The sequence below is a fragment of the Pseudoalteromonas sp. T1lg21 genome, assembly GCF_002964625.1.
Taxonomy (GTDB): Bacteria; Pseudomonadota; Gammaproteobacteria; order Enterobacterales; family Alteromonadaceae; genus Pseudoalteromonas; species Pseudoalteromonas gelatinilytica.
In genome coordinates this window covers 197,646-216,218 of sequence record NZ_PQBX01000041.1, presented here as the reverse complement: position 1 = coordinate 216,218, position 18,573 = coordinate 197,646, and the positions used below count along the sequence as shown (strand labels likewise).

Genomic DNA, 18,573 nt, shown 5'->3' with positions numbered 1-18,573 from the left:
TGCTGTTAGAGTTGTTTTACCGTGGTCAACGTGGCCGATTGTACCAACGTTTACGTGCGGTTTTACGCGTTCAAACTTTTCTTTTGCCATGACGGAACCTATCAGTTTTGTGTATCTAGATTACATATGAAAATAATCCACCGAGGGTAGATTAATTTAATTTTTTCAAATTTCAAATAGTTTTTTCTGACAGATAAAGGAAGAAATTAAGATGAGTTCTCAAGACTGGTGCTGATAGGCAGATTTGAACTGCCGACCTCACCCTTACCAAGGGTGCGCTCTACCAACTGAGCTATATCAGCAACACCAGAAATCTGGAGCGGGCAGCGGGAATCGAACCCGCATCATCAGCTTGGAAGGCTGAGGTAATAGCCATTATACGATGCCCGCATAGGAACCTGTTCTTAAACTACCTCTAACCGTCAAGAATAAAGTGGTGGAGGGAGCTGGATTCGAACCAGCGAAGGCTGAGCCGTCAGATTTACAGTCTGATCCCTTTGGCCGCTCGGGAACCCCTCCACGAAAATTCTTTACTAAGTCACTTCCGGTAAAAGGAAAGTGGTGCCGACTATCCGAGTTGAACGGATGACCTACTGATTACAAGTCAGTTGCTCTACCAACTGAGCTAAGTCGGCACTGCTTTAGTACGGGGCGAGATTCTAAGGTAAGGTTTATTGTGATGCAACCATAAAATTAAAAAAAATGTGAATTTATGTGTTAAACGCTCACTATTCAGGCAAATTCGCGTTTTTTTACTGCTTTATAGTTAATTCGTGCCAATAATTCAGTCCTTTAAACACGAGCAAGCTGTCAAACTGGGCGTCCAAAAATGCTTCAGCAAGTAATTTGCCGTAACCACCAGCAAATAATAAATGACAATCTTGTTGATTAAGATGCTGTTTTGCCTGCTCGATTGCGCCAATAGTGGCAACCATCGCGCCATTCTTGAGGCCATTTGGCGTATTACGGCCTAAATCAGTCGCAAATGGGGTTTGTCCATCATCAAACACGCGTTGGGTATTCTGGGTAAGTGAAGATGTCATCAAATCAAGGCCTGGTAAAATCCAACCACCTAGATGTGCACCTTCACTATTGAGTACATCAATTGTTGTTGCAGTGCCGGCATCGATAATAATGCAATTTTGCTCGGGGAATTCGACATACGCGGCAATGACAGCCAGCCAACGATCAATTCCTAGATTTTGATACTGCTGATAGGCACAGCTTAACGTGTTTAGCTTTGCACTCACCTGTGCTTCGAAGTAAGGAACGGCGTGTTGCTGCGCCTGTGCTAATAATGGTGCAAGCAGCTCGGTGCTACCCACACAGGCATAAACTAGCTCTTTTATTTGTAGCCAAGGCAAGCTGCTGAGTTCACATGTTTGATAAGCCTTGCCATCAAACAAAACCGCTTTAATGGCGGTATTACCCACATCAACTAACAATTTCATAGCTCTGCCTTACGTAATGAGATTTCACCGCCATAGTAACTTTTTACTTCGCCATCTTGACGAATACGCACGCCACCTTGGTTATCAATACCTTCACAAATACCGCGCCAGCTACGATGTCCAGTATTAAGTTCAACACACTCACCAGCAAATGCGTTTAACTGATTCCACTGTAGATACATATCGTTTAAGCCCGATTGTTGATACTGCGCTAAGCGTTTTTCCAAATAAAAGCATAAATAGGCCACCAGCTTATTTTTGTCTAACCCTTGCACGTGCTGACTTAAGTCGGTCCAAGCTTGGTCTATGTGCTGGCTGGCACTTTCTGGCATATGTAAATTAATACCTATGCCAATAACAAGCTGACAAGGCCCCTGTGGCTGACCATCAAGCTCAACTAATACACCGGCTAATTTTTCGCGGTTTAAATAGATATCGTTGGGCCACTTAAGCTCTATATCCAACTGATATAACGCTTTCAGCGTGTCGTAAACGGCAAGGCCAACAGCAATTGAGACCCCCATGGCAGCTTGTAGACCATCATCCAAGCGCCAAAAATAACTGAAGTATAAGTTTGCACCAAAGGGTGATTGCCACACTCGACCGCGACGCCCCCTTCCTGCCTGCTGCATTTCTGCAACTAACACGCTACCAGAATAAAGAGGAGCATCAGTTTGTAAGCGACGCATTAACTCACTATTGGTTGAGTCAATAATAGGCTGCACTTCAACATTCGCGGTGCAACCACCTAACTCACTATAATGTTGACCGATTTTATCTTTGTTCAGTAAGCCCGCACTATTATTAAGGCAATACCCTTTACCCGTGACTTTGAAAATATCGAGCCCCATTTCCTGCAATGAATGAATATGCTTACCCACTGCTGCACGGCTAATACCTAATTGCTCACCCAATTGCTGACCAGAAATAAAACCACCGGTATTGAGTGCTTGTAAAATAGCGAGTTTATTTCCGTCTGGCGCTTTCATGATGAAGCTCCCAATTCAATGTGACACTCATGATCGGCATTGATCAGTCGCACTTCGTGCTGTAAAGCAATCTGGTATTTTTGCCAAACTTGCTGTTGAACATGGTTTACCATGGCAATTAAATCATCACCTGTACTGTTACCATGGTTTACAAGCACTAACGCTTGCTGCTGATGAACCTCAATACCGGCGACCTTAAAGCCTTTTAACCCAGCTTGCTCAATCAACCACCCCGCCGCAACTTTATGATGTTCAGCATCCACATAGTAGTGAGGTAGCTCAGGGTACTGCTTTAAAAGTAACGCTAGTTGCTCATTACTAATCACTGGGTTTTTGAAAAAACTGCCCGCATTCGCAAGTTCACTGGGGTTTGGTAGTTTACTGTTTCTGGTTGTAATGATTTGCTCAAACACTTGCAGTGGAGAGGGATCTGAAAGCTGTTGCAATGGTCCGTAACTCAGTACTGGCTGCCATTTTTTAGGTAACAGCAGCCCAACTTGGGTGATCACCGCTTTATTTTTCAATGCATGTTTAAAGATAGAGTCTCGATAGCCAAATTGGCATTCGTCTTTAGTTAGGCGCTTTATCGCTTTGGTGGCAATATCAAAGTAGTCGACATAGCTCACAAACTTTTCAAGCTCTACACCGTAAGCTCCTATATTTTGCACTGGTGCAGCACCAACAGTTCCAGGTATTAAAGCAAGGTTTTCAAGCCCAGGCATGTCATTGGCAATAGTCATGGCGACTAATTGATGCCAGTTTTCTCCGGCTGCAATGTGCAATAAAAAGCCATCACTTTGTTGCTCTATATCTATGCCCTTCGTGTTCATATGGATGACAGACCCTTGATAGTCAGATAAAAACACCGTATTGCTGCCTTCGCCTAAAATACAAAAGGGAGACGAAAAGTCTGTGCTTAAAAGCTGATTCACTTCATCAATTTGATAAAAATGCTGGCATTGGCTTGGCAAAGAAAAGGTATGAAAAGATTGCAGGGACTGAGCCACAAAACGCCTCAAAGGTTACCGGTAACTAATCGCATTAGTGTAACCTATCGTCGCAAAATACGCATTAGATTGTAAAAATCACTCAACCCACTGCACTAATCATGTTATAAAACGGGCTCTTTTTCATTTCCGTTCCAGGGTTATTATGAAGTTTAAACCATTACTTTTAAGTCTTGCGATGGCCGGTGCTTGCTCTCAAGCAACTGCAGATGCAATCAGCCAACACACTTACGCAAACTTAGATGACGTAACAACCACTCACCTACTACTAGATTTAGATGTTGATTTTGATGACAAACAACTAGAGGGTTTTGTTGAGCACACGCTAGATTGGCACAATGCGACCAGCAAAACACTTGTTCTTGATACGCGCGATTTAGATATCGACAAAGTAATGTATCAAGATAAAAAAGGCAGCTGGCACAAAGCTGACTTCACCCTTGCTGCACGTGATGACGTGAAGGGCTCAAAATTAACAATTAAATTTAAAAGCCAAGCGGTTAAAGCACGTATTTACTACAACAGCCGCCCAGAAGCTTCAGGTTTGCAGTGGTTAACACCAGAGCAAACAGCCAGTAAGTCACATCCATTTATGTACAGCCAATCACAAGCAATTCATGCTCGTAGTTGGATCCCAGTACAAGATACGCCAGCAATGCGCGTAACTTACTCAGCACGTATTCACACGCCTAAAGACATTCGTGCAGTAATGAGTGCTGACAATAAAGATGCTCTTTATAAAGATGGCGACTACTTATTCGATATGCCACAACCAATTTCGCCATACTTAATCGCAATTGGTGCTGGTAACTTAGAATATAAAGCCATGTCTAAGCAAACAGGTATCTTTGCAGAGCCAACCATTTTAGATGCATCAGTTGCTGAGTTTAACGACACGCAAGCGATGATCGATAAAACGAACGCTATGTACGGCGAATACGCATGGGGTCGTTATGACTTATTAATGCTACCGCCAAGCTTCCCATTTGGTGGCATGGAAAACCCACGTTTATCATTCATCACACCAACGGTTGTTGCTGGCGATAAAAGCTTAGTAAACCTAATTGCTCACGAGCTTGCTCACTCTTGGTCTGGTAACTTAGTGACTAATGCGACGTGGGAAGATTTATGGCTAAATGAAGGTTTCACGTCTTACGTTGAAAACCGCATTATGGAAGAAGTGTTTGGCCGTGACCGTGCAGTGATGGAACAAGCGCTTGATGCAGCAGGTTTACGTGCATTACTTAAAACTCTGCCAGCAGCAGATACGCGTCTTAACTTAAAACTTAATGGCCGCGATCCTGATGATGCATTTAGTTCAGTGCCTTACACCAAAGGTCAACTTTTCTTAATTTATTTAGAAAACAAATTTGGCCGTGACAAGTTCGACCCATTCGTAAAAGGTTACTTTGATCAGTTCTCGTTCAAGTCTCTAACAACAGCTCAATTTGTTACTTACTTAAAAGCAAATCTGATCGACAAATATCCAGGCGTAGTCAGCATGGATAAAGTTAATGAGTGGATCTTTGAGCCTGGTTTACCAAGCGATGCACCAAATCCAACGTCTGATGCTTTCGATAAAGTTGATGCAGTCACCAAAACATGGTTAAACGGTGAGATTAGCGCAGCTCAATTACCAACATCTGATTGGTCAGTTCATGAGTGGCTACATTTCTTAAATAATCTACCTCGCGATTTAAGCATTGAAAAAATGACTGAGCTTGATAACCAATTCAACCTAACACAGTCAACTAATGCTGAGCGTGCTTTCGCATGGTTCATGCTAGCGGTAGGAAATGGTTATCAACCAATTTACCCTGCGCTTGATAAACACCTATCAAGCATCGGTCGCCGTAAATTAATTGTGCCACTATATAAAGCACTTATTAAAAACGGTAAAAAAGACTGGGCACATGATGTGTACTTAAAAGCACGTCCGGGTTACCACCCACTTGCACAAGGTACCGTTGACGACTTATTCGCAAAATAAGTTATCAAACACTAAAAAGGCGCTGCAATCAGCGCCTTTTTTAATAGTTAAAATTAGTTACTTACTTTTTGTAAGAAAGCCCGACGCTCTTCTGGGCTTGCCTGCTGCCACCAAAACTCAAGCATTGCAGCTGCACTTGGCGTATTTTTCAAACCCGCTTGTCCGCCGGGTACTTTTGCAGGCAATGTGACAGGAGTTGCAGTCGCGGGTTTACTACTTGCAACAACAGGAGCAGTTGCTACAGCTTGTACAGGCGCGCTAGCTGCACGATAGCCAATAATAGATAACGGTACAGCAAGCTCACTGCCCTTAGCCTTTAAGCTTACTTGCGGTGATTCGGCAAACACTTCTGCTGCCACTGCATTACTGGCTCGATTAAACACTAGGTCATAGTCTTTGCCACTTTCCACCGTGACCTCAACCCAAAAAGGCTCAGACTCTACGACTTGATGATCATCATAGCCTTGCTCGAAAAGATCGGTGTATTTCATTTTTACTTGGTATGTACCCGGGGCAAGCTCAACGTCATCAACACGACTGAAAAAAGACTGCTCAATAAGGCGATCCCCGACTTGTAAAGGCACAAACTCTTCTGGAAAGTGAATAGTCTCAGCTACACTGCTAAAACTATTAAATAGCATTAACGCACTACTCAGTAATACTAACTTACGCATGTTCACTCCTTGGTTGTTCAACTTGCGGCAGTTTCAGTTTGACACTGCAAATAAAGTTTGTCATTAGTGGGCGGTCATTTAACCACATTTATAAGAGAGCTAAGTATGAGCCAAGAGACTATTTTTACAAAGATTATTAACCGAGAGATCCCTGCAGACATTGTTTATGAAGACGACTTATCTCTTGCTTTTAAAGATATTAACCCACAAGCCCCTTTTCATGTGCTGATCATCCCAAAAACTCAAATAGCAACGATAAATGATGTAACAGAAGAAAATGCCGCTTTAGTCGGTCACTTATATGTAGTGGCAGCAAAACTCGCTAAGCAATTTGGCTTCAGTGAAGACGGTTTTCGCGTCGTAATGAACTGTAATGACCACGGCGGGCAAACCGTGTACCATATACACCTACATATGCTGGCAGGTAAAGAAATGGGCTGGCCTCCTTATCAAGACAAGAAAAAACACGCAATCTAATACTTTGATATGTAAACAACTGTAAAAAGTAGCACAAACATATTATTTTTGGCTATAATGAATATATATCAGTTAGTTAACATATTGCGATTAGTTAACTAACTGTAATTTTTGACACAAAACAGACACAAACTGTACTTTTCCTGCACAACTCTCAGAAATTTCTAATACGAAAGGGGTGGATTGCGTGATAGGATTTAACTGTCAACTTTATTCAAGAGTGTATATATATGAGTAGTTCAGCCTTTTTATTATTAGATCCAGAGCCAATTAATACTATTGGCATTAACGTATTAGAGCCATTGTTAAAAACACAAGGACTAGCAGTGACATCTGGTACTGATATTTCTGAAGTACCAGAAGGAACACGCTTGTTATTTATTGAAACGTCAAGCACAGATCCGTGGAGCAAGTTAAAAGAACAACTAGTTAATCTACGAATGAAATGCGATATCGTATTGTTTAACTTAGATGAAAACCCTGAACTTGCAAACCGTGCTCTTTTAAGTGGTATTCGTGGTGTGTTCTACACAACAGACAATGCTGATGTGTTAATGAAAGGCATTCGTTTATTACTTGAAGATCAACTATGGTATCGCCGCGACATCATGTGTAATGCATTAAATCGTATGTTGCAGTTCAATAAAGACGCACTCCACAAATTGACAGATGGTGACATCGAACCGGTTAAACTTACTAAACGTGAAAAAGCAATTATCTCATTAATGAGTAAAGGTTCGAAAAATAAAGAAATTGCTGAAGATTTAAGCATCAGCCCGCATACAGTTAAAACTCACTTATACAGTGCATTTAGAAAAACTAAATGTCGTAACCGTATCGAGCTATTGTCTTGGGCACAGCAAAATATTCCTGACGAAATTCGCTAAACCAAGCAAAACATCCTACTAGTTAAAACAGACGCAACCGCGTCTGTTTTTGTTTCTGGTTGCTAAACGCAGTAATTGACTTTATTCTCAAACTGATTGCAAAACACCGGAAATACAATGCTCGACTCAGCCACTTTATATTATGCCACTGCTGCCATGATGGCAGTGATGACCCTTCTTAATTACCTTACATGGCGAACCAATAATAATACTCCGGGCACCTTACTCTATATTTTCTACCCTTTAGTGATGTTTGCATCGGTAATGAGTTTTGCACTGCATGGCCATATCAATAATATTGCTAGTGTTGCTATCGCAAACACCCTACTCTTTAGTGCATCCATTATTCATGTACTCGCGATATGCCAATTTTTAAATGCCAAATGCGTCGGTTTTAAAACCTTTGTTGCGATCACGGTGGTGCTCGCGATGACCATGGTTTACCTTGCCACTGATAGCGCCGAGTTACGTAGTCGAATTTTGGTTTCAGATCTCCAGCATATAATTGAAGCGTTGTTTTTAATGGCATTATTCATTCGAAATGGCCGTAAAAGTTACCCCAATGGCAGTATTGTCTACATCTTAATTCTCAGCATTATTCTGGCGATATTTACAGGCAGAACCTTAATGATGGGAGATGTCACAACAGCTAATCTACTCTCTGCAAATTGGTTTAGTATCACTTTATTTATAAATGGTGTTATTGCGCCGATGTTTTATGCAACCGGTATGGCACTATTATGTAATGAACGCCGCGAGCAAAACCTTAATCAGTTAGCTGAAAAAGCACACAAAGACTTAGAAATTCGTGGCTTATTCTTATCAACTATCAGCCATGAAATACGCACACCGTTAAATGGCATTTTAGGTAGTGCACAGCTAATCATGAACCAATCGAGTGATCCACGAGATAAGCCTTATTGCGAAGCAATAATTAATTCAGCTGAGTCACTCAACTTGCTGGTCGATAAAGTACTCGACTACGCCAGCCTAGATCAGCGTGATGAAGCGCTCTACGAAGAAGACGTCGAGTTTAAAACCTGGCTCAATAACCTCTGCCTTTTGCTTAGTCCTTTAGCAGAGCAAAAACACTTAAAGTTTGAACTTATATACAACTTGCCCGATCAAGCATGTTATTACTGCGACCAACAAAAGCTCAGACAAGTTATTATTAACTTAGTGGGTAATGCGATTAAATTTACTGACCATGGCGCAGTAAAAATTCATGTGAAACTGCTCAACGAAGGGCAATTAGATCACCTTGTTCGTGTTAGTGTAATCGACTCAGGCCCAGGTATTGAAGATGAAGAAATTGCCTACCTTACAGAACCTTATGTACAAAGTAGTGCAGGTAAAGAAAAAGGCGGAACAGGCCTTGGCTTAGCGATTACTAGCCGTTTATTAGATAAATTAGGCAGCAAACTCAATATTGAAAGTGAGCTAAACAAAGGCAGTACTTTCAGTTTTGATATCTCTCTTGCGATTGGTGAGCTCAGCCTCGTTGAGCAGCGCCACCAATCAAAAGATTATGTTACTGGCCTGGACGTGTTATTAGTTGAAGATCTCGATTTAAATCAGAAAATTGCCATTGAATTTATGGCCGATGACGAGCACAAAATCAAGCTTGCAAAAGACGGAACTAGCGCCATTGAACTGATGCAGAAGCATCACTTTGATGTGGTGCTATTGGATATGAACTTACCAGACCTTACTGGTCAAGAAGTGTTGAAAAAGCTCAAAACCATCGACCATTTAAACCAACGAACCCCGGTGTTAGCGTTTACCGCGAGTCTTAGTCCTGATGAAATAAAAGAGTACTTAGCACTTGGTATTAAAGACATTGTTGGCAAACCAATAAAGCAACAAAAACTGCGCCAAGCACTCAGTGACTCACAAAGCAATCAGGCTGCGAGTATTGCCGTTGAGCTGCGCGATACACTCTATGATGAAACAGCCGCTGCCACACTTGTCAGCTCATTCAGTGAAGATGAAGTCTCATCGATTTACAATGAATTTGTACTCTCTGCAAGGAACAAACTCATTCGCTGTCAACAACTCGTTGAAGACGATAAAGATCAGTGTATTAAACTTTTGCACCGCCAAGCTAGCACCGCTTTACAACTAGGCTTTAACCGTTATGGTCTAGAGCTCAAGAAAATTGAGCGTAAGCTACTCGACAACAAGCCTTTGAAAGAATCATTAACCGAAGCCTTAGTGCTATGGCAAGAAAGCCTACAGGCCTACTTGAAGCATGTTAGAAGTGAGTTAGCATAAGAGCTAGCTCTTAGCTTCTCGCTTCTAGCGCAAACTAAACCCCGTTTAAACTTGAGCATGATGGTTTCGTTCTGCTACTGCGAAAATAATGCCTCTCTCGATCAACTAACGACTGATGTCTAATATCTGACCTCTCGTTCTTTTGAAAGCTAAAACAAAAAACCGCCGTATTTTTCAATACGGCGGTTCTCATTTTTCGAAGCGAAAGACGTTATTAGTCTTTAGCTGCACGGCTCGCACGTTTACGCTCACTTTCAGTTAAGTGACGTTTACGAATACGAATGCTCTCAGGTGTTACTTCTACTAACTCGTCATCATCGATGAACTCAATCGCTTGCTCAAGCGTGTAGTTTAGTGGTGGCGTTAACGTTTGCGCTTCGTCTGTACCAGACGCACGTACGTTTGTTAACTGCTTACCTTTAAGCGCGTTTACTGTTAGGTCGTTATCACGGCTGTGGATACCGATAACCATACCTTCGTAAACTTCAACACCGTGACCGATGAATAACTTACCACGATCTTGAAGGTTGAATAATGCGTTAGTCAGTGCTTTACCTGTTGCGTTAGCAATCATTACGCCGTTCTTACGAGCACCGATAGTACCGCCTTTGTACGGACCGTAGTGATCGAACGTATGGTAAAGAAGACCAGAACCTGACGTTAATGTCATGAATTCAGTTTGGAAACCAATTAAGCCACGGCTTGGGATCATAAAGTCCATACGAATACGGCCTTTACCATCTGGAGACATGTCAGTTAGCTCACCCTTACGAAGACCAATTTGTTCCATGATAGAACCTTGGTGCTCTTCTTGACAGTCGATTGTAAGTGTTTCGTATGGCTCTTCTTTTTGACCATCAACTTCACGAAGGATTACTTGTGGACGAGATACAGCAAGCTCGTAACCTTCACGACGCATGTTCTCGATTAAGATACCTAAGTGTAACTCACCACGACCTGAAACACGGAAGCTATCTGGGTTGTCAGTTTCTTCAACACGTAATGCAACGTTGTGAACAAGCTCAGCTTGTAAACGCTCAAGGATGTTACGTGAAGTTACGAATTTACCTTCTTTACCAGCAAATGGTGATGTGTTTACAGAGAACGTCATTGTTACTGTAGGCTCATCAACGCTTAGCGGTGGTAATGCTTCAACGGTATTTACATCACAGATAGTGTCTGAGATTTTCAGCTCACCAAGACCTGTGATTGCAATGATGTCACCCGCGCCAGCAGATTCTGCTTCATGACGCTCAAGACCTAAGTAACTCATTACTTGGCCAACTTTACCGTTACGCTTAGTACCGTCTGCGCTTACAACAGTAACCTGTTGGTTAGGACGAACAGTACCACGCTTGATACGACCTACACCGATAACACCGATGTATGAGTTGTAGTCAAGCTGAGAAATTTGCATTTGGAAAGCACCTTCAGGATCTGCATCCGGTGGAGATACTTCGTCAACGATCATCTGGAACATTGGTTCCATGTTATCTGATGGCTCGTCTAAATCCATTGTTGCCCAGCCGTTGATAGCTGATGCATAGATTACTTTAAAGTCTAACTGTTCGTCAGTTGCACCTAGGTTATCGAATAAGTCGAAAACTTGGTCCATAACCCAGTCAGGACGTGCACCTGGTTTGTCGATTTTGTTGATTACAACAATCGGCGTTAAACCTTGTGCGAATGCTTTTTGCGTTACGAAACGCGTTTGCGGCATTGGACCTTCTTGAGCATCAACAAGTAGTAATACTGAGTCAGCCATCGAAAGTACGCGTTCTACTTCACCACCGAAGTCGGCGTGTCCTGGGGTGTCTACGATATTGATATGGTAGTCGTTCCAAGAGATAGCAGTGTTCTTAGCTAAAATGGTAATACCACGCTCTTTCTCAATGTCGTTTGAGTCCATTACGCGCTCTTCGTTACCGCCGCGCGTTTCTAATGTGCCTGATTGCTCAAGCAGTTTATCAACCAGAGTTGTTTTACCGTGGTCAACGTGGGCGATAATCGCTATATTTCTTAACTTTTCGATGCTCATATTTTTTCTCAGAGAAATTGAATCTCATTGATCCTGCAAGATCTACGCACTCACCTGCATTTTCACCAGATGTCCCAGCATAGGATTTAAAAGGGCGCATATTATCCCTTAATAATGGCATGGATGAAAGTTTATCCAATATAAATTTATAAACTTTCTTCAGGCTTTTTATAAGTATCTGTTTTATAAATGACAAATTTATGAAAATTAAAGTGAATCTGAACTCAAAACTGGCGAAATTTTAGTTTTTGAACCATATTTTGGCACTAAATCGTGTTTACAACAGACAAATTGGCATGCGCAATTATTGTGCAAATCGCAGTCGCACTTTTTACGCACCAGAATGATCTTTTTACGCACCAAATTAGTGCAAAAAAAGTTAACAAAACCAGAAGGCGTTTACTTTTTACAAGGCTAAACAATGCGTTAAAAACATGGCACGAAACCAGCTTATATAAGTCAAAAGCAATAATGCAGCAAAAATAAAACCCAACAATTGGAGGACACATGTCACAATCGGTTTTAGATTTTATCAAAGAAAATGACGTTAAGTTCATTGATTTACGCTTTACTGATACTAAAGGTAAAGAACAGCATGTTTCTATTCCTCATCATCAAGTTAATGAAGACTTTTTTGAAGACGGAAAAATGTTCGACGGCTCTTCAATTGCTGGTTGGAAAGGTATCAACGAATCAGACATGGTATTAATGCCTGTTCCTGAGTCTGCGAAAATGGACCCATTTTCTGAAGAAGCAACACTAATCATCCGTTGTGACGTAGTTGAACCTTCAACACTTCAAGGTTACGAGCGTGACCCACGTTCTGTTGCAAAACGCGCTGAAGAGTACATGCGTTCTACTGGTATTGCTGACACTGTTTTATTTGGTCCAGAGCCAGAGTTCTTCCTATTTGACGACGTTAAATACAAATCAGACATGTCTGGTTCAATGTACAAAATCGATGACATCGAAGCTTCATGGAACTCTGATAAAGACTACGAAGGTGGCAACAAAGGTCACCGTCCAGGTGTTAAAGGCGGTTACTTCCCGTGTTCACCTGTTGATTCATCACAAGATTGGCGTTCAGCGACTTGTTTAGTTCTTGAAGAACTTGGTCAAGTTGTAGAAGCTCACCACCACGAAGTAGCAACTGCGGGTCAAAATGAGATCGCAACTCGCTTCAATACAATGGTATTAAAAGCTGACGAAATCCAAGAGATGAAATATGTTATCCATAACATGGCTCACTTATATGGTAAAACAGCGACTTTCATGCCTAAGCCAATCGTTGGTGATAACGGTTCTGGTATGCACTGTCACCAATCACTAGGTAAAGATGGCGTGAACATCTTCGCTGGTGACAAGTACGCTGGTCTTTCTGAAGAAGCACTTTACTACATTGGTGGTATCATCAAGCACGCTAAAGCAATCAACGCATTCGCTAACGCGTCAACTAACTCATACAAACGCCTAGTACCTGGCTTCGAAGCACCAGTAATGCTTGCATACTCTGCACGTAACCGTTCTGCTTCAATCCGTATTCCAGTGGTACCGTCTGCTAAAGCACGTCGTATCGAAGTACGTTTCCCTGATCCAACAGCTAACCCATACTTAGCGTTCTCTGCAATGCTTATGGCTGGCCTTGACGGTATCAAAAACAAGATCCACCCTGGCGATGCAATGGACAAAGACTTATACGATCTACCTGCTGAAGAAGCAGCTGAGATCCCACAAGTTGCATCTTCTTTATCTGAAGCACTAGCATCACTTGACGCTGACCGTGAGTTCTTAAAAGCTGGCGGCGTGTTCACTGATGACCTAATCGATGCTTACATCGCGCTAAAAGGCAAAGAAGTTGAAAAACTTAACATGACAACTCACCCAGTTGAGTTCGAAATGTACTACAGCGTGTAATACGCTGTAGCAGAATTATCTAAAGATAATAAATGTGTGTTCTCAAGCCCGCTCCGCGGGCTTTTTTAATGGTAATTGAGCGGGTTCTACTCTACAGTTTTAGTTAGATTAAAAAATGCAGGGTTGCAGGGTGAAAAGCACAACTTTATTGGTACTATCGCTGATTTTTCTAAGCTTTTTTAGCTATGGCGCAGCGCAAAAAGTCTATTCTTGGAAAGATAAGAACGGCGTTTTAGTATTTTCTGATACACCACGACCTGGTGCGACAGAAGTAAAGATGAACACCCAAAACCTGACCATGCCAGCTACCGACACCAGCATACTTGATAGCGCCCCAAGCGCAATGCCAGTCAAATTTAACGTCAGTATTTCATCACCAGCAAATGAAGCAACCGTAAGAGAAAATACCGGCTCTGTGTACGTTACTGCACGCATTAGCCCTCGCTTCGAAAATGGCTTTAAAGTACAACTTTTATTTGATGGCTCAGCCCATGGTGCACCAAGTAATAGCACGACCTTTGCACTAAGAGAGGTCGAGCGAGGTGAACACACATTACAAGCCAAACTTTATGATGCGAATAATAAACTCGTTTCGGTTAGCCCAGTCAGCACCTTTTTTATGCATAGAACATCGATTTATGGCGGAAACTAAAATTTTCGATATAACGTCTCTTAATGTAAAAAGAGTATGCTAAGCTGCACTTAATCGCAACGCACTAAAATGGTGCAATCATGCTCAGTGAAACACACTTTAATTCTGAATTACTCGACAGTATTTGGAAAAATTTAAGTACTGCCGTCATTTTACTCGACCGAGATTTTAAGCTGGTTTATGCAAACGATAGCGCCAGTGAGCTTTTAGGTTTAGGTCCAAAACGCATTATCAACCAACCGTTCGATAACCTATTTAATTACCACTCAATAGACTTAAAACGCATTGCCCAATATTCGTTATTCGATGGTGTCGATTGCCACCAGCACAGGGCTGACGTGGTGTTCGTTGATTCTCGCCACGCGAAATTAACCATTAGTACGCGCAGAATTAGTAACAACGATGACAATTATATTCTGTTCGAATGTCGTCAAATGGACGATGAAATTCGCCACGATCAAGCCTCTAATCAAATGCACCAATATCAAGCTGCACGTAATTTAATTCGTGGTTTAGCACATGAAATTAAAAATCCTTTAGGTGGAATTCGCGGAGCGGCGCAATTATTGCAGTATGAGGTTGATCAGCAAGAACGAGATCAATGTGCCGAATTAATCATTGAACAAGCAGACCGTTTACGTGAGCTTGTTGACCGCTTGCTTGGTCCGAATCAATTGCCACATAAATCTTATGGCAACATTCACCAAGCCTTAGAGTCAGTGATTAAACTGAGCATGTTAGATAACAATGCCAATATCACTTTAGTGAAAGACTACGATCCAAGTATACCGAGCGTGTACATAGACCAAGGTAAAATCCAGCAAGTGGTACTGAACATTATTCGTAATGCACAACAGGCACTCGTTGATGGTGGCGAGATAAGAATAAAAACCCGCATCAACCATCAACACAGGCGACCAGGTAAGGCACCGAAGAAAACCTTGCTGATCCAAATTTCGGATAACGGCCCGGGAATAGACAAAAGTTTACGTGAAACCTTGTTCTACCCAATGATCACCAATAAAGAAAATGGATCAGGGCTTGGTTTATCCATAGCGCAAACCTTGGTTGACCAACATGATGGCCACATTGATTGTGACAGTTGGCCAGGCCATACAGAATTTAATATCTATTTGCCTTTTACGGATTAATGGTTTTTTGGAGTAGTCATGAAAACAGTCTGGTTAGTTGATGATGATGCCTCTATCCGCTTTGTATTAGAAAAAGCGTTGGCACGTGCAGGATTTGAAACTGAAAGCTATGCAAATGCACAAGACGTGCTGAATGCATTAAAGTTTAGCCAGCCAACGGTACTGGTATCCGATGTGCGCATGCCTGGCATGGATGGCATGGCGTTACTTGAAACCATTGCCGAGCAAAATCCTGGCTTACCAGTGATAATCATGACCGCTCACTCAGACTTAGATTCTGCGGTAAATGCCTTCCAAAAAGGGGCATTTGAGTACCTCGCTAAGCCGTTCGATTTAGACGAAGCTGTTGCGCTGGTAGAAAGCGCCTGTCGTGCTAACTCAACGAAGAAAACTAAACGCAAACAAGCACCACAAACCAATGCGCACATCATAGGTGAAGCACCTGCAATGCAAGAGGTATTTCGCGCGATTGGTAAATTATCAGCATCGAGCATGAGCGTGCTGATTAACGGTGAGTCGGGAACAGGTAAAGAGCTTGTTGCTAGTGCCCTGCATAACCACAGCCCTCGTAAAGAAAACCAGTTTATTGCTCTGAATATGGCTGCCATTCCTAAAGAATTGGTCGAGTCAGAATTATTCGGTCACGAAAAAGGGGCATTCACCGGAGCCGACAGCATTCGTAAAGGCCGCTTTGAACAAGCGAATGGTGGCACTTTATTTTTAGATGAAATTGGGGATATGCCACTCGACGTTCAAACGCGTTTGTTACGCGTGTTAGCCGATGGTGAGTTTTACCGCGTGGGCGGCCATCAAAGTATTAAAGTTGATGTACGTATTATTGCGGCAACGCACCAAAACCTCGAAGACTTGGTTAAACAAGGCAAGTTTCGTGACGACTTATTTCATCGCCTAAACGTGGTGCGTTTACGCTTACCAGCACTACGTGAGCGTACTGAAGATATTGAACGTCTGGCACAGCACTTTTTACATAAAAGCGCCAAAGAGCTGCAAGTTGAAAGCAAGATTTTAAGCCCTAAAGCCACTGAGCAACTGCGCTTATTTAACTGGCCTGGTAACGTGCGCCAACTAGAGAACACCTGTCGCTGGTTAACAGTTATGGCGCCGGGTGAGCTTATAAGTGAACAAGATTTACCGCCAGAAATCGTCGCTGTCACACCCATTGAGCAAGAAGGTGATTGGCTGGATGCATTTCAACAATGGCTTAATCTGGAACTTAAACAAGGCAAAGAAAATATTTGGCCAGCCATTCAAGCACAACTTGAAACTCGCTTGATTAAAACGGCATTAGCCAATTGTGCTGGGCACAAGCAAGAAGCTGCGGTGAAAATTGGTTGGGGCCGCAATACATTGACCCGCAAGCTAAAAGAGCGCAATATTAGCTAATTTCGCGCTATACCCATGTGAGTCTATGAAGTTAATCGAGCACATTCCACTAATTAAACAAATGGAAATCATTAACAGGTTGTCGTTCTTTAGAGAGTTTTCTCTCAGTGAACGGCAGGTGTTGTTAGAGTCATTTAGTCATTTGTATTTAGTCAAACAAGGCCGCGCTGTTTTCAAGCAATACGATACTGATAAACGACTTTATATTGTGCTAAGCGGCTCACTGATGGTGTTCAAACAAAGCCACTTACTCGAACTTGGCACCATTGAACCCGGTGAATTTATCGGAGAAGGTGCTTTTATCAATAACCGCGAGCACAGTACCAGTGCACGCGCAAAAGTTGATACCATTTTGTTAGCTATCACCCCTGAAGCACTTACCCGCTTACCGAATGTGATCCGCGAAAAAATTAAAGATCGCATCATCGAAGGCATGAGTGAACGCATTACTAAGTTAAGCACATACCTTGAGTCGCGTAGCTAGTCCATATACACAATTTGTAATGAGCAATTTAACCAACTTGGGCTATTAACGCGTGCCGTGTAACGATAGGTATCTGATGGTTTCATACCAAATGGGGTACTCACTTCTGGCGTTAAATGGCTGTAGCTTTGCGAATAGTTTTTATAATAAATGACTAAATAGCCGTATAAGTAATCCCACTCCAATGAGACTCGTCTACCACTTGCTAGATTAAACTCGGCCTGTTTATCACTAAATGTAACTGCAAGGCCATTAAACTTATCCTCAACGCAACCGGTTGTGATGACTCGAGCCGGCATAGTAAAACCGGTTAAGCCATTTTTTGCTCGTAAGTAAAAACCTATATTGCCTTGATTGTAAAAGTGATTAGCGTCTGTGGTGTATTTAATTTCAGCTTGATAACCCAGCCTCTGCATAATTTCTGCAAGTTGCTCGGTTTCATGAGTGAGAATTTTATCGCTCGATAACATTAAGGTTGCATCAGCAAAGTCTCTAGGAATAGGTAGCTTTGTGTATTCATAAGGTAAGCTTTGCTTCGTTAAAGCTTGCTCTAATGTGAGCAGCTGTTGTTCATCAAGGTTTTCAGTGTATACGTAGACTGTTGGTTGCTGACAACCTGCCAAAATTAAAAATATGGCTGCTGAAATTATCCTTTTCATTGTTTTTCTCACTTTGGATTACAAGTGTAGTCTAAAGTGAGAAAAACAATAAATCAATTAATTAAGATGTTTTTTTAGCCAACTATTAACACTTTGACGGGTATATAGAATATCTTTAAATAAACGGTGGGTTTGATGCTGGAGCAGCTTTTCTTTATTTGTTTCCCCTGAACTCAGCTGGCTATGATTATCATTAAATCGCGAAATTAACGCAAAACCTTGTTCTGACTTTTCAGGCTGAGACTTAATTGTTTGTGTTAACAAAGCTCGCACATCATCTGCAGCAAGCAGAGACGAATCTTGCAAACCCATTAACTCTTTTCTTAGCGCTGATCTTACGCCCATTACAACTTCTCCTGAACGAATAAAAAAATGAAACGGACATGCATTTAGCAATTTGTACACCAATTCCAAACGCGCGCAGTGTACCCAGTAAATACTGCAGTTTTTTTACTGTTTGTAAAAATTTCAGATTATTTATTGCTGTAAATTTTAACCGCTTGAAGAGCTTAAAAATTTAAT

At 41.9% G+C, this 18,573-nt stretch carries 17 protein-coding genes and 4 tRNA genes; 9 read left to right on the top strand and 12 right to left on the bottom strand.

What is annotated here, in order from left to right:
• The 8 genes from C2M25_RS10225 to murB all read right to left on the bottom strand — a co-directional run.
• Nucleotides 1–90: GTP-binding protein (locus C2M25_RS10225; RefSeq protein WP_233997923.1), on the bottom strand; the 90-nt coding region annotated here is incomplete at its 3' end.
• A 136-nt stretch (nt 91–226) separates the two neighbouring features.
• Nucleotides 227–302, bottom strand: a tRNA-Thr gene (locus C2M25_RS10220).
• A gap of 13 nt (nt 303–315) precedes the next feature.
• Nucleotides 316–390: transfer RNA gene (locus C2M25_RS10215), tRNA-Gly, on the bottom strand.
• A gap of 44 nt (nt 391–434) precedes the next feature.
• Nucleotides 435–519 (bottom strand) — tRNA-Tyr (locus C2M25_RS10210).
• Between the two features lie 40 nt (nt 520–559).
• Nucleotides 560–635 (bottom strand) — tRNA-Thr (locus C2M25_RS10205).
• A gap of 117 nt (nt 636–752) precedes the next feature.
• Nucleotides 753–1,451, bottom strand: a complete 699-nt coding sequence (locus tag C2M25_RS10200; protein ID WP_063701113.1) for a type III pantothenate kinase — start codon at nt 1,449–1,451, stop codon at nt 753–755.
• Nucleotides 1,448–2,440, bottom strand: coding sequence for a bifunctional biotin--[acetyl-CoA-carboxylase] ligase/biotin operon repressor BirA (birA, locus tag C2M25_RS10195; protein WP_063701111.1), 993 nt, complete (start codon nt 2,438–2,440; stop codon nt 1,448–1,450). The genes C2M25_RS10200 and birA overlap by 4 nt, the downstream gene beginning before the upstream one ends.
• Nucleotides 2,437–3,447: a UDP-N-acetylmuramate dehydrogenase gene (gene murB / locus C2M25_RS10190; protein WP_063701108.1), complete on the bottom strand. Its 1,011-nt coding sequence runs from the start codon at nt 3,445–3,447 to the stop codon at nt 2,437–2,439. Before murB ends, birA begins: the two co-directional genes overlap by 4 nt.
• A 145-nt stretch (nt 3,448–3,592) precedes the next feature.
• Between murB and C2M25_RS10185 the strand changes: the two genes are divergently transcribed.
• Nucleotides 3,593–5,437 (top strand): M1 family metallopeptidase, encoded by a 1,845-nt coding sequence (locus tag C2M25_RS10185; protein ID WP_105173921.1) that lies wholly within the window; start codon nt 3,593–3,595, stop codon nt 5,435–5,437.
• Nucleotides 5,438–5,490: 53 nt separating this feature from the next.
• On the opposite strand, the gene C2M25_RS10180 is transcribed toward C2M25_RS10185, so the two are convergent.
• Nucleotides 5,491–6,111, bottom strand: a complete 621-nt coding sequence (locus tag C2M25_RS10180; RefSeq protein WP_063701104.1) for a DUF2057 domain-containing protein — start codon at nt 6,109–6,111, stop codon at nt 5,491–5,493.
• A gap of 105 nt (nt 6,112–6,216) precedes the next feature.
• On the opposite strand from C2M25_RS10180, the gene C2M25_RS10175 reads away from it, so the two are divergent.
• The 3 genes from C2M25_RS10175 to C2M25_RS10165 all read left to right on the top strand — a co-directional run bounded on the left by C2M25_RS10175 (nt 6,217) and on the right by C2M25_RS10165 (nt 9,749).
• Nucleotides 6,217–6,588 (top strand): histidine triad nucleotide-binding protein, encoded by a 372-nt coding sequence (locus tag C2M25_RS10175; RefSeq protein WP_063701102.1) that lies wholly within the window; start codon nt 6,217–6,219, stop codon nt 6,586–6,588.
• A gap of 230 nt (nt 6,589–6,818) precedes the next feature.
• Nucleotides 6,819–7,475: a helix-turn-helix transcriptional regulator gene (locus C2M25_RS10170; protein ID WP_105181039.1), complete on the top strand. Its 657-nt coding sequence runs from the start codon at nt 6,819–6,821 to the stop codon at nt 7,473–7,475.
• Between the two features lie 117 nt (nt 7,476–7,592).
• Nucleotides 7,593–9,749 (top strand): ATP-binding protein, encoded by a 2,157-nt coding sequence (locus tag C2M25_RS10165; RefSeq protein ID WP_105181038.1) that lies wholly within the window; start codon nt 7,593–7,595, stop codon nt 9,747–9,749.
• Between the two features lie 214 nt (nt 9,750–9,963).
• Here the strand turns inward: C2M25_RS10165 and typA are convergent, their stop codons facing one another.
• The gene (gene typA / locus C2M25_RS10160) at nt 9,964–11,787 is read right to left on the bottom strand and encodes a translational GTPase TypA (protein WP_063701096.1); all 1,824 of its coding nucleotides are present in this window, start codon (nt 11,785–11,787) and stop codon (nt 9,964–9,966) included.
• A gap of 507 nt (nt 11,788–12,294) precedes the next feature.
• Here typA and glnA point away from each other — a divergent pair.
• The 5 genes from glnA to C2M25_RS10130 all read left to right on the top strand — a co-directional run bounded on the left by glnA (nt 12,295) and on the right by C2M25_RS10130 (nt 17,392).
• Entirely contained in the window at nt 12,295–13,701 is a 1,407-nt protein-coding gene (glnA, locus tag C2M25_RS10150) for a glutamate--ammonia ligase (protein ID WP_063701091.1), read from the top strand.
• A gap of 130 nt (nt 13,702–13,831) precedes the next feature.
• Nucleotides 13,832–14,353 (top strand): DUF4124 domain-containing protein, encoded by a 522-nt coding sequence (locus C2M25_RS10145; protein ID WP_233999112.1) that lies wholly within the window; start codon nt 13,832–13,834, stop codon nt 14,351–14,353.
• An 80-nt stretch (nt 14,354–14,433) separates the two neighbouring features.
• The gene (gene glnL / locus C2M25_RS10140) at nt 14,434–15,504 is read left to right on the top strand and encodes a nitrogen regulation protein NR(II) (protein ID WP_063701086.1); all 1,071 of its coding nucleotides are present in this window, start codon (nt 14,434–14,436) and stop codon (nt 15,502–15,504) included.
• Nucleotides 15,505–15,522: 18 nt separating this feature from the next.
• Entirely contained in the window at nt 15,523–16,908 is a 1,386-nt protein-coding gene (gene ntrC, locus C2M25_RS10135; RefSeq protein WP_063701083.1) for a nitrogen regulation protein NR(I), read from the top strand.
• Nucleotides 16,909–16,933: 25 nt separating this feature from the next.
• Entirely contained in the window at nt 16,934–17,392 is a 459-nt protein-coding gene (locus tag C2M25_RS10130; protein ID WP_063701080.1) for a cyclic nucleotide-binding domain-containing protein, read from the top strand.
• On the opposite strand, the gene C2M25_RS10125 is transcribed toward C2M25_RS10130, so the two are convergent.
• Together C2M25_RS10125 and C2M25_RS10120 are read right to left on the bottom strand one after the other, a co-directional pair.
• The gene (locus C2M25_RS10125) at nt 17,389–18,051 is read right to left on the bottom strand and encodes a hypothetical protein (protein ID WP_063701078.1); all 663 of its coding nucleotides are present in this window, start codon (nt 18,049–18,051) and stop codon (nt 17,389–17,391) included. The two genes, C2M25_RS10130 and C2M25_RS10125, sit on opposite strands and share 4 nt — an antisense overlap.
• 57 nt (nt 18,052–18,108) lie before the next feature.
• Nucleotides 18,109–18,396, bottom strand: a complete 288-nt coding sequence (locus tag C2M25_RS10120) for a hypothetical protein (RefSeq protein ID WP_062566674.1) — start codon at nt 18,394–18,396, stop codon at nt 18,109–18,111.
• Nucleotides 18,397–18,573 lie beyond the last annotated feature (177 nt).